At 59.1% G+C, this 12,275-nt stretch carries 10 protein-coding genes; 2 read left to right on the top strand and 8 right to left on the bottom strand.

The genetic code is table 11. The annotated features are described in order from the left end of the window. Position 1: 1 nt before the first annotated feature. The gene (locus ACYZT5_RS20005) at positions 2-718 is read right to left on the bottom strand and encodes an ABC transporter permease (protein ID WP_054049992.1); all 717 of its coding nucleotides are present in this window, start codon (positions 716-718) and stop codon (positions 2-4) included. A 363-nt stretch (positions 719-1,081) separates the two neighbouring features. Between ACYZT5_RS20005 and ACYZT5_RS20000 the strand changes: the two genes are divergently transcribed. Then, positions 1,082-2,665, top strand: a complete 1,584-nt coding sequence (locus tag ACYZT5_RS20000) for a peptide chain release factor 3 (RefSeq protein WP_131062973.1) — start codon at positions 1,082-1,084, stop codon at positions 2,663-2,665. Positions 2,666-3,011: 346 nt separating this feature from the next. Beyond that, positions 3,012-3,263 (top strand): hypothetical protein, encoded by a 252-nt coding sequence (locus tag ACYZT5_RS19995; RefSeq protein ID WP_462047073.1) that lies wholly within the window; start codon positions 3,012-3,014, stop codon positions 3,261-3,263. A 106-nt stretch (positions 3,264-3,369) separates the two neighbouring features. On the opposite strand, the gene ACYZT5_RS19990 is transcribed toward ACYZT5_RS19995, so the two are convergent. The 7 genes from ACYZT5_RS19990 to ACYZT5_RS19960 all read right to left on the bottom strand — a co-directional run bounded on the left by ACYZT5_RS19990 (position 3,370) and on the right by ACYZT5_RS19960 (position 12,221). Then, positions 3,370-4,350 carry a peptide ABC transporter ATP-binding protein gene (locus ACYZT5_RS19990; protein ID WP_219096535.1) on the bottom strand — a complete coding sequence of 327 codons (981 nt, stop codon included), beginning with the start codon at positions 4,348-4,350 and terminating at the stop codon, positions 3,370-3,372. Next, positions 4,350-5,318 carry an ABC transporter ATP-binding protein gene (locus ACYZT5_RS19985; RefSeq protein WP_462047072.1) on the bottom strand — a complete coding sequence of 323 codons (969 nt, stop codon included), beginning with the start codon at positions 5,316-5,318 and terminating at the stop codon, positions 4,350-4,352. Before ACYZT5_RS19985 ends, ACYZT5_RS19990 begins: the two co-directional genes overlap by 1 nt. 10 nt (positions 5,319-5,328) lie before the next feature. Further along, on the bottom strand, positions 5,329-6,240 hold the full coding sequence (locus ACYZT5_RS19980; RefSeq protein ID WP_462052285.1) for an ABC transporter permease subunit: 912 nt from the start codon (positions 6,238-6,240) through the stop codon (positions 5,329-5,331). 13 nt (positions 6,241-6,253) lie between these two features. Next, positions 6,254-7,264, bottom strand: coding sequence for an ABC transporter permease subunit (locus tag ACYZT5_RS19975; protein WP_462047071.1), 1,011 nt, complete (start codon positions 7,262-7,264; stop codon positions 6,254-6,256). A 72-nt stretch (positions 7,265-7,336) separates the two neighbouring features. Beyond that, the gene (locus ACYZT5_RS19970; protein WP_462047070.1) at positions 7,337-8,932 is read right to left on the bottom strand and encodes an ABC transporter substrate-binding protein; all 1,596 of its coding nucleotides are present in this window, start codon (positions 8,930-8,932) and stop codon (positions 7,337-7,339) included. A gap of 80 nt (positions 8,933-9,012) precedes the next feature. Continuing rightward, positions 9,013-10,446 carry an OprD family porin gene (locus ACYZT5_RS19965; protein WP_462047069.1) on the bottom strand — a complete coding sequence of 478 codons (1,434 nt, stop codon included), beginning with the start codon at positions 10,444-10,446 and terminating at the stop codon, positions 9,013-9,015. A 173-nt stretch (positions 10,447-10,619) separates the two neighbouring features. Further along, entirely contained in the window at positions 10,620-12,221 is a 1,602-nt protein-coding gene (locus tag ACYZT5_RS19960; protein ID WP_462047068.1) for an ABC transporter substrate-binding protein, read from the bottom strand. Positions 12,222-12,275 lie beyond the last annotated feature (54 nt).

The raw sequence follows: 12,275 nt of genomic DNA, 5'->3' as shown, positions 1-12,275 counted from the left end.
CTTAAGACGGGCGCAAGCCGCGTTCGAGCCAGAGGCGGCTGGCGAGTGTCACCAGACCGTCGAGCAGCAAGGCCAGCAGGGCGGTGCAGGCCGCGCCGAGCAGCAGTTGCGGCTGATTGTTCAGGGCGATGCCAGGGAAAATCAGGCTGCCCAGACTGTTGGCGCCGATCAGGAACGCCAGCGGTGCAGTCCCGACGTTGATCGCCAGGGCCACGCGCACGCCACCGATGATGATCGGCACAGCGTTCGGCAGTTCGACCCGCCACAGCACTTGAGTCGGCGTCATGCCGATGCCGACGGCCGCTTCCTTGAGTGACCCCTGGACGTTTTTCAGGCCTTCATAGGTGTTGCGCACAATCGGCAACAGCGAGGCGAGGAACAGAGCGAAAATCGCGGGGCCGCTGCCGATGCCGAGGATACCCAGGGCGATGGCCAGTACGGCAAGAGGCGGCACGGTGTTGCCGATGTTGAAGATCTGCATGAAGCGTTCGGCGCGTCCTACCATGGTCGGGCGGCTGAGGAAGATGCCGGCGGGTATGCCCACAACGAGGGCGGCCAGCATTGAAACGAGGACAAGAATCAGATGAGCTTGCAGGTAAAACAACAAATCGTCGCGGTAATGTTCGATCGTGTTGATGCCAATCCAGTGGACCAGCAGGGCCAGAAGGGCGACGACAACCGCACCTCCTATCAGCCCCTTGCCATAGCGAATAGCCACAGGCGGACTCCTTTTCTTTGTCGGCGAACGCAGTCCCGAGTGGCATGCCATTCCTGGCTGCCGGGATTATCAACGTTCGCGAGAAGCAGCGCGTTCTATGTCCGCAAAGGGACATGAATCGAGCCATAAGCGCAGCCTCGTCAGGCTAACTTGCAGATTTTTCAAACCCTGCTACGAGTGCTGTAACAGGGGAGTGGACGCCTCCACCTTTTAAAAGGTTCCATATTTAGCAGCATTTAGCCACCCTTGATGTCCCAACGGTCCCGTTAATCGCCATGGGCGACAGGGCGAGCGGTGGTCCGTAAGGCTCGGTTTGCGCTATACTCGCCGCCCTTTTTTGAATCACCTGCCAGGCGATTTCCCATGACCAAACAGGCCGCCGAAGTCGCGAAACGCCGCACTTTCGCCATTATTTCCCACCCCGATGCCGGTAAAACCACCATCACCGAGAAACTCTTGCTGATGGGCAAGGCGATTGCGATTGCTGGCACGGTGAAATCCCGTAAATCCGACCGCCATGCCACCTCCGACTGGATGGAAATGGAAAAACAACGGGGTATTTCCATTACCACGTCGGTCATGCAGTTCCCGTATCGCGATCACATGATCAACCTGCTCGACACCCCGGGCCACGAAGACTTCTCCGAAGATACCTACCGCACCCTGACGGCGGTGGACTCGGCCTTGATGGTTCTCGATGGCGGTAAGGGTGTAGAGCCGCGGACCATCGCGTTGATGGACGTCTGCCGTCTGCGGGACACGCCGATTGTCAGCTTCATCAACAAACTCGACCGTGACATCCGCGACCCGATCGAACTGCTCGACGAAATCGAAGCGGTCCTGAAGATCAAGGCTGCGCCGATCACCTGGCCGATCGGTTGCTACCGCGACTTCAAGGGCGTTTACCACCTCGCCGACGACTACATCATCGTTTACACCGCTGGCCACGGCCACGAGCGTACCGATGTGAAAATCATCGAGAAGCTCGACTCCGATGAAGCCCGCGCGCACTTGGGCGACGAGTACGATCGCTTCGTCGATCAGCTGGAGCTGGTGCAGGGCGCCTGTCACGAATTCAATCAACAGGAATTCCTCGACGGCCAGCTGACCCCGGTGTTCTTCGGTACTGCACTGGGCAACTTCGGTGTCGATCACGTGCTCGACGCCGTGGTCAACTGGGCGCCGAAACCGCTGGCCCGTGTCGCCAACGAGCGCACCGTGGAGCCGGTAGAAGAGAAGTTTGCAGGCTTCGTGTTCAAGATCCAGGCGAACATGGACCCGAAACACCGCGACCGTATCGCCTTCATGCGTATCTGCTCCGGCAAATACGAAAAAGGCATGAAAATGCGCCACGTACGCACCGGCAAGGACGTACGGATCGGCGATGCGCTGACGTTCTTCTCCTCCGAGCGTGAGCAATTGGAAGAAGCGTTTGCCGGCGACATCATCGGCCTGCACAACCACGGCACTATCCAGATCGGCGACACCTTCACCGAAGGCGAAGTCCTGGGCTTCACCGGTATCCCGCACTTCGCCCCGGAACTGTTCCGTCGCGTGCGCCTGCGCGATCCGCTCAAGTCCAAGCAACTGCGTCAGGGTCTGCAACAACTGGCGGAGGAAGGCGCGACCCAAGTGTTCTTCCCGACGCGCAGCAACGACATCATCCTTGGCGCCGTCGGTGTGCTGCAGTTCGATGTGGTCGCCAGCCGTTTGAAAGAGGAATACAAGGTCGAGTGCTCCTATGAGCCGATCACCGTCTATTCCGCGCGCTGGATCGATTGCAGCGATAAGAAGAAGCTCGAAGAGTTCCAGATCAAGGCCGTGGAAAACCTCGCGATTGACGGCGGCGGTCACCTGACCTACCTGGCCCCGACCCGGGTCAACCTGGCGCTGATGGAAGAGCGCTGGCCGGATGTGAAATTCCGTGCGACGCGTGAGCATCATTAAGCGTTGAGCTGAAACCCAAAAGCCCCGTTGCGAAAGCACCGGGGCTTTTTATTGCCGACTCGGTCTAGTGCCTGATCGTTCCCACGCTCTGCGTGGGAATGCAGCCCGGGACGCTCCGCGTCCCAGAAGCGGACGCAGAGCGTCCATTGAGGCGCTACCACGCAGAGCGTGGGAGCGATCATAAATAACCATTCGACCTAACCCCTATTCAAAACCAATCTTCCCACCAACGGCATTCCGTCCATTCGTTAGCGTCCTATCTGGAGAACCGTGCTGATCGGAACTAGATTTCATTCAGCGCCCGACAAGCACCCCATGCTTCACCCCAGAAAGGATGGATTCGGCTATGAGCATTTTTCAACGCATTGTGCTGTTGTTTAAGGTTTTGGTGATGCTGTCCGTTGGTATGTCGGCGGCGTGGGCGGAGTGCCCGGACCATGGTGAGCAGGCCTCGAGCGGGCCGGTGACGCACACTGCCCTGATGATCGCCAAATCCGAGTCGGAACCGGGTGATCAGGGGCAGGGTGGTAGCGAGGACGATGACGACTCGACCACCGACGAACCGGACAGCGACGATGAAGACGACAGTTCGACTTAAATAGCGGACAAAAGAAAACCCCTCCTGCCCGATTGATGCGCAATCGAAAAAGAAGGGGCTTGGTCAACTCATCAAAAGCGCGCCCCGGTGATCGGGGCGCGTTGTTTTATGCCGCGCCGTCGAGGAATTGCTCGGCGTAGTGGCAAGCCACCTGGCGGCTGTCGAGCAGGCGCAGGGCCGGCTCTTCAGTGCTGCAGCGCTCGGTCGCGTACGGGCAGCGCTTGTGGAAAGCGCAGCCGGATGGCGGGTTCAGCGGGTTAGGCAACTCGCCGACGATCTTGATTTTCGGCTTGTTCGGGTCCGGGTGAATGGTCGGGGTAGCCGACAGCAACGCCTGGGTATACGGGTGCAGAGGCCGCTCGTAGATGTCGTTCTTCGGGCCCATTTCCACAGGGCGACCGAGGTACATCACCATCACGTCATCGGCGACGTGTTGCACCACCGCCAGGTTGTGGGAGATGAACACGTAAGCGGTGTTGAACTCTTGCTGCAAGTCCATGAACAGGTTCAGCACCTGTGCCTGAATGGACACGTCCAGCGCCGAGGTCGGTTCATCCGCGACCAGCACTTTAGGCTGCAACATCATCGCGCGGGCCAGGGCGATCCGCTGGCGCTGACCGCCGGAGAACATGTGCGGATACCGCTGGTAGTGCTCAGGACGCAGGCCCACCTGCTTCATCATCGCCTGCACTTTCTCGCGACGCTCGGCGGCGCTGAGGCTGGTGTTGATCAACAACGGCTCTGCCAGCTGATCACCGACTTTCTGCCGTGGGTTCAACGAGGCGTACGGGCTCTGGAACACCATCTGCACGTCTTTACGCAGTTGTTTGCGCTGGGCCTTGTCGGCACCGGCCACTTCCTGCCCGGCGATTTTCAAGGAACCGGAGGACGGCTCTTCAATCAGCGTCAGGGCACGGGCCAGGGTGGATTTGCCGCAGCCCGATTCGCCGACGACAGCGAGGGTCTTGCCGGCCTCCAGTTCGAACGACACACCGTTCAAGGCGCGTACGGTCGCATGGCCCTTGAACAGGCCACGGGACACTTCGTAGTGACGGGTCAGGTCGCGGGCGGTAAGTACGACGGCCATTACGCCACCTCCTGATTCAGCGGGTAGAAGCAGCGGGCGAGGCTGTTGCTTTTCGGGTCAAGGGTCGGACGCTGCACGCGGCAGTTGTCCTGCACGTACGGGCAACGCGGCGACAGCAGGCAACCCTGCGGACGGTCATAACGACCGGGAACAATGCCCGGCAGCGTGGACAGGCGCGTGGCGCCCAGGCTGTGTTCCGGAATCGCCTTGAGCAGCGCTTCGCTGTACGGGTGCGCCGGAATGTCGAACAGCTGAGGAACCTGACCTACTTCCACCGCTTGGCCGGCGTACATTACGCACACACGCTGAGCGGTTTCGGCCACGACCGCGAGGTCGTGAGTGATCAGCACCAGGCCCATGTTCTGCTCTTTCTGCAGCGCCAACAGCAGGTCCATGATTTGCGCCTGAATCGTTACGTCCAGTGCGGTGGTCGGTTCGTCGGCGATCAGCAGTTTCGGTTCGCCGGCAATCGCCATGGCGATCGCAACACGCTGGCTCATGCCGCCGGACAGTTGATGCGGGTAGGCGTCCATACGGCTGGCGGCGCCTGGGATTTCAACTTTTTCCAGCAGTTCGATGGCGCGTGCACGGGCTTGCTTGCCAGACATTTTCAGGTGCAGGCGCAGCACTTCTTCGATCTGGAAACCGACGGTGTAGCTCGGGTTCAGCGCGGTCATCGGGTCCTGGAAGACCATGGCGAGGTCTTTGCCGACGATCTGCCGACGCTGACGGTTGCTCAGCTTGAGCATGTTCTTGCCATCGAAATTAAGGGCGTCGGCGGTGACGATCCCCGGATGTTCGATCAGGCCCATCAGCGCCATCATGGTCACGGACTTGCCGGAACCCGATTCGCCAACGATGGCCAGGACTTCGCCCTTGTCCACGGTAATGTCGAGACCGTCGACCACCGGAACAGCGTTCTTGTCGCCGAAGCGAACGTTGAGATTCTTGATTTCTAACAGTGACATTTGAATCTCCTCAGGCGGCGTTCTTGAGTTTCGGGTCCAGCGCATCGCGCAGGCCGTCGCCCATCAAGTTGATTGCCAGCACGCTGAGCAAAATGGTCAAACCAGGCAGACTAACGACCCACCAGGCGCGTTCGATGTAGTCGCGAGCCGAAGCCAGCATGGTGCCCCACTCAGGGGTTGGCGGTTGAACGCCAAGGCCGAGGAAGCCCAGTGCCGCGGCATCGAGAATCGCCGAGGAAAAACTCAAGGTGGCCTGAACGATCAATGGCGCCATGCAGTTGGGCAGCACGGTGACGAACATCAGGCGTGGCAGACCGGCACCGGCCAGGCGCGCGGCGGTCACGTAGTCGCGGTTCAGCTCGCCCATCACCGCGGCGCGGGTCAGACGAACATAGGACGGCAACGAAACCACGGCGATGGCAATAATGGTGTTGATCAGGCCAGGGCCGAGGATGGCGACAATCGCCACCGCCAGCAGCAGGGACGGCAGGGCCAGCATGATGTCCATCAGACGCATGATGGTCGGGCCGAGCAAGCGCGGGAAGAACCCGGCGAACAGACCCAAAAGGATGCCCGGAATCAGCGACATCACTACTGACGACAAGCCGATCAGCAGGGACAGGCGCGAACCGTGGATCAGCCGCGACAGCAGGTCGCGACCCAGTTCATCGGTGCCGAGCAGGAACTGGATTTGTCCACCTTCCAGCCAGGACGGCGGGGTCAGCAGGAAGTCGCGGAATTGCTCGCTCGGGTTATGCGGCGCGACCCAAGGGGCGAATAGCGCGCAGAAAATCACTAGCAGCATGAACATCAGGCCGGCGACGGCGCCTTTGTTCTTGGAGAACGCTTGCCAGAATTCTTTGTAGGGGGACGGGTACAGCAGGCTTTGATCGACTGCTACCGCTGGAATTGAAGTGGTCATGGTCATGATGATCTCAGCGCTGGTGACGAATGCGTGGGTTGACAAAGCCGTAGAGGATGTCCACCACGAAGTTGACCAGAATCACCAGGCAGGCGATTAACAGGATGCCGTTCTGCACCACGGGATAATCCCGTGCGCCAATGGCTTCGATCAGCCATTTGCCGATGCCGGGCCAGGAGAAGATGGTTTCGGTCAGGACCGCACCGGCCAGCAATGTGCCGACTTGCAGGCCGACCACGGTCAGTACCGGAATCAGCGCGTTACGCAGACCGTGAACGAACACCACGCGCGACGGCGACAGGCCTTTGGCGCGGGCGGTACGGATGTAGTCTTCACGCAGCACTTCGAGCATCGAAGAGCGGGTCATCCGCGCGATCACCGCCAGCGGGATGGTGCCGAGCACAATGGCCGGCAGGATCAGGTGGTGCAGCGCATCGAAGAACGCACCGACGTCATCGGCCAGCAGCGTGTCGATGAGCATGAAGCCGGTCCGCGGCTCGATGTCATAGAGCAGGTCGATCCGCCCGGACACCGGGGTCCAGCCCAGTGACACCGAGAAGAACATGATCAGGATCAGGCCCCACCAGAAGATCGGCATCGAATATCCCGCCAGGGAGATGCCCATCACCCCGTGGTCGAACAGGGATCCTCGCTTGAGTGCCGCGATCACCCCGGCCAGAAGGCCCAGGACGCCGGCGAACAACAGGGCGGCCGTGGACAGTTCCAGGGTCGCGGGGAATAGAGACGTGAATTCGGTCCAGACGCTTTCACGGGTACGCAGGGATTCGCCGAGATCGCCGTGGGCCAGTTTGCCAATGTAATCCAGGTATTGGGCATACAGGGGTTTGTTCAGACCTAGGCGTTCCATTGCCTGAGCATGCATTTCGGGGTCGACGCGACGTTCGCCCATCATTACTTCCACGGGGTCGCCTGGAATCATGCGAATCAACGCGAAAGTCAGCAAGGTGATGCCGAAGAATGTGGGGATCAATAACCCCAATCGGCGGGCAATAAAACTAAACATCTTGTGGTGTACCTCATCAGCCGGTTAGGCGTGCCCGGCATTCCTGGGTCAGGAATGCCGGTAGTTTCTTATCTACTTCACCTGGGTGGTGGCGAAGTTATTAGTGGTGAGCGGGCTAATGTGATAGCCCTCTACGTTGTTGCGCATTGCGGTGAACATACGGGTGTGCGCCATGCTGATCCATGGCTGGTCCTGATTGAAAACCTCCTGGGCTTGCTCATAGAGCGCTGCGCGTTCTGCCGGGTTCACTTTAGCCCGAGCTTCATCGATCAGCGTCTGGAACTTTTCATTACACCAGCGAGCATAGTTTTCGCCGTTTTTGGCCGCCTCGCAACTGAGCATAGGCGTCAGGAAGTTATCCGGGTCGCCGTTATCGCCCGCCCATCCGGCAGACACCATGTCGTGCTCGCCGTTTTTCGCGCGTTTGAGCATTTCGCCCCATTCCATGACGCGAATATCGACCGTGATTCCGACCTTGGCCAGGTCAGCCTGCATCATCTGCGCGCCGAGCATCGGGTTCGGGTTGGTTGGACCACCGCCGTTACGGGTGAACAGGGTGAACGTGGTGCCTTCCGGTACGCCGGCTTCCTTGAGCAAGGCGCGAGCCTTGTCCAGATCACGTGGCGGATTCTTCAGGTCGTGGTTGTAGCCCAGCAGGGTGTCCGGGTACGGATTGACCGCCACGGTCGCATTGCCTTTGCCGAACAGTGCGTTGACGTACGCGGCCTTGTCGAAGGCGATGTCGATGGCTTTACGTACGCGCACATCACTCATGTACTTGTGCGAAGTGTTCATGGCGATGTACGAGACGGTCATCGCGTTCAGTTCATCGACACTCAGTTTGGCGTCTTTCTTGATGCTCGGGATGTCATCCGGTTTCGGATACAGCGCAATCTGGCACTCGTTGGCTTTCAGTTTTTGCAGGCGCACGTTGTTGTCGGTGGCGATGGCCAGGATCAGCGAATCAGCCGGTGGCTTGCCACGGAAGTAATCCGGGTTGGCCTTGAAGCGGACTTGAGCGTCTTTGTTGTAGCGCTGGAAAACGAACGGGCCGGTACCGATCGGTTTGTTGTTCTGGTCGCCGGTCTTGTCGGCCTTGAGCAACTGGTCGGCATACTCGGCGGAGTAGATCGAGGAGAAGGCCATGGCGATGTCGGCCAGGAACGGCGCTTCGCGGCGGGTCAGGGTGAAGGTGACCGTGTTGTCGTCGATCTTCTCGACACTTTTGAGCAGTTCTTTGAAGCCCATGCTTTCAAAGTACGGGAAGCCCACGCTCGACAGCTTGTGCCACGGGTGATTCGGGTCCAGCTGGCGCTGGAAGCTCCAGACCACGTCGTCGGCGTTCATGTCGCGGGTCGGCTTGAAGTATTCGGTGGTGTGAAACTTGACGCCTTTGCGCAGGTGGAACGTGTAGGTCAGACCGTCTTCGCTGATGTCCCAGGAATCGGCCAGTGCCGGAATCACTTCAGTGGTGCCGGGCTTGAAGTCCGCCAGACGATTGAAGATGGTTTCGGCCACCGCGTCGGCTGTGACTGCAGTCGTGTACTGGACCATGTCGAAGCCTTCCGGACTGGCTTCGGTGCAAACCACCAGGGGTTTGGCCGAGACGCCAACAGCGACACTCAGCAACGCGGCCGCGATGGCCGCACGTAGGGGAAGCATTTTCATCAAAGAACCCTCTGCAATCGGTTAAAAGGACAAAAACCGAACGGCCGATTCATCATTGAATCAGCCGTTCGGCAGGTGCATTACAGAATGTTGAACGGGATGGTGGTCACGAGACGGAACTCGTTGATGCTGCCATCCGCCTGGTTTTCGCTGGCACGGTGAGCAGTGTAGGTCGCGCGAACAGTGGTGGCCTTGAGTGGGCCGCTCTGCACGGCGTACGAAGCACCGATGCCGTATTCGTAGTGGTGTTCGCCGTCTTGGGCCTGGATACCGTCGTAACCCTTGCCTGCTACGCCTTCGTTGCCGGTGTAGTGAGTACCGTCGATGCCCCAGCCACGCGCCTGGTAGATGTTGAACTTCAGGCCTGGCACGCCGTATTCGGCCATGTTCAGACCGTAGGCAATCTGGAAGGACTTCTCGTTCGGGCCGTTGAAGTCCGACAGCAGGGAGTTGGCCAGGTAGATGCCGTTGGTTTCGTGCAGGTAGTCGAAGTACTCGTTACCGTTCACTTCCTGGTACGAGAAGGTCAGGCTGTGGGCCTGGTGGGTCAGGCCGAACGACAGGGAGTAGGTGTCGTTGTCGATTTCGCCCAGTTTGGCCGAACCTGAATCGACGGTTTTGTAGTAGTTCAGGCCGGTGGTCAGGCTCAGTACCGAACTGTCGCCCAATACGTGGCTGGCGCCGAAGTAGTACTGGTTCCACAGGTCTTCAGCCTGGGTGCCCCAGAGGCTGGTGGTCAGGCTGGCGAAGGGTGTGTAGGTGATACCGGCGGTGTTGACGTGATCGGTTTCAGCGTCGGAGTTGCCATATTCGGAGCGGAACTTGCTCAGGCTTTCTTCGGTACGCGGTGAAACGCGGTCAAAGGTCCCTGCGTCGAAGGACAGGTTGTTCAGCTCTTCGCTGTGGATCGCCACACCTTCGAAGCTCGAAGGCAATGGACGGTTGCCGATCACATCGACCTGCGGACTGCTGAAGTTCATGCGACCAGCGGTCAGGGTGGTGTTTGAGACACGGGCCTTGACGTTGGCCAGGCCGATTTTGCTCCACTGACCTTGAGCGTCGCCGCCTTCTTTGGTCAGGGTACGGTTGTTGCCCGCGCCTGGACGAGTGCCCGGTGCGCCACCGTTGTTGGATGCCAGGTTCTCGCGATCACGTTCCAGAGCAATGGCGTTGTAGGCCGCTACTTCTGTGCTGAAACCCACGGTGCCTTCGGTGAAGCCCGAGTTGTACTTGACGATGGTGCCCTGGAGCCAGTTGATACGACGATCAGTCGGGGTCGCTACACCGTCTTTGCGGTAAGTGAACTTGCCGCCACGTTTGAGTTGTTCGTTGGCATACCAATTACGGGTGGTGCCAGTGACCGTGCTGCCTTCGATAAAGCCGGTTGCATCGGCTTGAGCGCTTTTGGTGTTGACCGTAACCGGGGTGAACGCCTGGCTTTGGGTTTCTGCGTACGCTGTGGCGGTTACGCTGCTGATGGCCAAGGCCAATAACGCGGTGCTGCTCAGTTTCATGGGTGAAGCTCCTTTCTTTCTTTTTTTAATGCCGGTCTTTTTTGGTGATCCGGCTATTTGGTTTTGAACTCATACAAGGCATCGCAAACGTTTGCTGCACGCCGGATTGACGAATTACGGCAATACGCTTGCGTGAGGGCGGAATCCGCCCCCAGCGTTTTCTGGCTAATCGGTTATTTTTCTATGCTGACACCCGAGAACACGTTACGGCCGAAAGGACTCACCTTGAATCCTTCGATTTTGGCGCTCAACGGCTGGTTAACCGTCGAGTGGGCGACTGGCGTCATGGGCACCTGCTGCTTGAGGTACTGCTGCGCCTGTTTGTAAAGCACGGTGCGCTGGTCGCGGTCGGTGACGACCTTGGCCTGCTTGATCAGCTTGTCGTAAGCCGGATCACACCACATGGAGTAGTTGTTGCCGCCAATGGCGTCGCAGCTGTAAAGCGTGCCGAGCCAGTTGTCCGGGTCCCCGTTGTCACCGGTCCAGCCAATCAGGCTGATGTCGTGTTCGCCATTCTTGGTGCGCTTGATGTACTCGCCCCATTCGTAGCTGACGATCTTGACCTTGAGGCCGATCTTCGCCCAGTCAGCCTGGAGCATTTCGGCCATCAACTTGGCGTTGGGGTTGTACGGGCGTTGGACCGGCATGGCCCAGAGGGTAATTTCAGTGCCTTCCTTCACGCCGGCAGCCTTGAGCAGTTCCTTGGCTTTTTCCGGGTTGTAGGCGGCGTCTTTAATGGTCTCGTCGTAGGACCATTGGGTCGGCGGCATGGCGTTGACCGCCAGTTGACCCGCACCTTGGTAAACGGCATTGAGAATGCCTTGCTTGTTCACCGCCATGTCCAGCGCCTGGCGCACTTCGAGCTGGTCGAAAGGCTTGTGGCGCACGTTGTAGGCGATATAGCCGAGGTTGAAACCGGGCTTCTCGATGAGCTTGAGTGCCGGGTCGTTCTTCAGCGCGGTCACGTCGGCAGGGCGCGGGTGCAGGGTGATCTGGCACTCGTTGGCCTTGAGCTTCTGCACGCGCACCGAAGCGTCGGTGTTGATGGCGAAGATCAGGTTCTCGAGCTTGACCCGGCTCGGGTCCCAGTACTGCTTGTTGCCGGTGTAACGGATGTTGGAATCTTTCTGGTAGCTCTTGAACACGAACGGCCCGGTGCCGATCGGCTTCTGGTTGATCTCGCTCGGCTTGCCTTCGGCCAGCAATTTGTCGGCGTATTCGGCGGACAGGATGGCGGCGAAGCTCATGGCGATGTTCTGGATGAACGCGGCGTCCACGCTGTTAAGCGTCATGACCACGGTCAGCGGCCCGGCCTTCTCGACCTTGGCGATGTTCTTGTTCAGGCTCATCCCGTTGAAATACGGGAATTCGGTCGGATAAGCCTTACGGAAAGGTTGCTGTGGATCAAGCATGCGATTGAACGTGAACAGCACGTCATCGGCGTTGAAATCACGAGTTGGTGTGAAGTATTTGGTTGTGTGAAATTTCACCCCTTCGCGTAGGTGAAAAGTGTACTTAAGGCCGTCCTCGGAAATATCCCAACTAGTGGCCAGGCCTGGTACGACGTTGGTGGCGCCTTTTTCGAACTCTGCCAGTCGGTTGTACAACGGCTCGGCGGCGTCATTATCGGTCGCGGTCGTGTACTGCGCGGTGTCGAAGCCAGCGGGGCTGCCTTCGGAGCAGAACACCAGGCTGTTATTGGCGGCCTGGCTAATGGAAGTGGCGGCCAGCAGGCCGGTGCCCAGCAATGCGGATAAAACCAAGGTATGGCGCATGACGCTCGCTCTGTATTTTTAGTGTTTTAACAATGAGCCCCCCGTCCAGAGACG

The organism is Pseudomonas sp. LB3P14, from assembly GCF_054898045.1.
The sequence above is the reverse complement of the archived record's forward strand: the minus strand, read 5'-3'. Positions and strand labels throughout refer to the sequence as shown.

Bases quoted from the DNA above. Each gene is read 5' to 3' on its own strand.
- ACYZT5_RS20000 (WP_131062973.1), top strand. From the start codon at position 1,082: ATGACCAAACAGGCCGCCGAAGTCGCGAAACGCCGCACTTTCGCCATT.
- ACYZT5_RS19995 (WP_462047073.1), top strand. From the start codon at position 3,012: ATGAGCATTTTTCAACGCATTGTGCTGTTGTTTAAGGTTTTGGTGATG.
- ACYZT5_RS19990 (WP_219096535.1), bottom strand. From the start codon at position 4,350: ATGGCCGTCGTACTTACCGCCCGCGACCTGACCCGTCACTACGAAGTG.
- ACYZT5_RS19985 (WP_462047072.1), bottom strand. From the start codon at position 5,318: ATGTCACTGTTAGAAATCAAGAATCTCAACGTTCGCTTCGGCGACAAG.
- ACYZT5_RS19980 (WP_462052285.1), bottom strand. From the start codon at position 6,240: ATGACCACTTCAATTCCAGCGGTAGCAGTCGATCAAAGCCTGCTGTAC.
- ACYZT5_RS19975 (WP_462047071.1), bottom strand. From the start codon at position 7,264: ATGTTTAGTTTTATTGCCCGCCGATTGGGGTTATTGATCCCCACATTC.
- ACYZT5_RS19970 (WP_462047070.1), bottom strand. From the start codon at position 8,932: ATGAAAATGCTTCCCCTACGTGCGGCCATCGCGGCCGCGTTGCTGAGT.
- ACYZT5_RS19965 (WP_462047069.1), bottom strand. From the start codon at position 10,446: ATGAAACTGAGCAGCACCGCGTTATTGGCCTTGGCCATCAGCAGCGTA.
- ACYZT5_RS19960 (WP_462047068.1), bottom strand. From the start codon at position 12,221: ATGCGCCATACCTTGGTTTTATCCGCATTGCTGGGCACCGGCCTGCTG.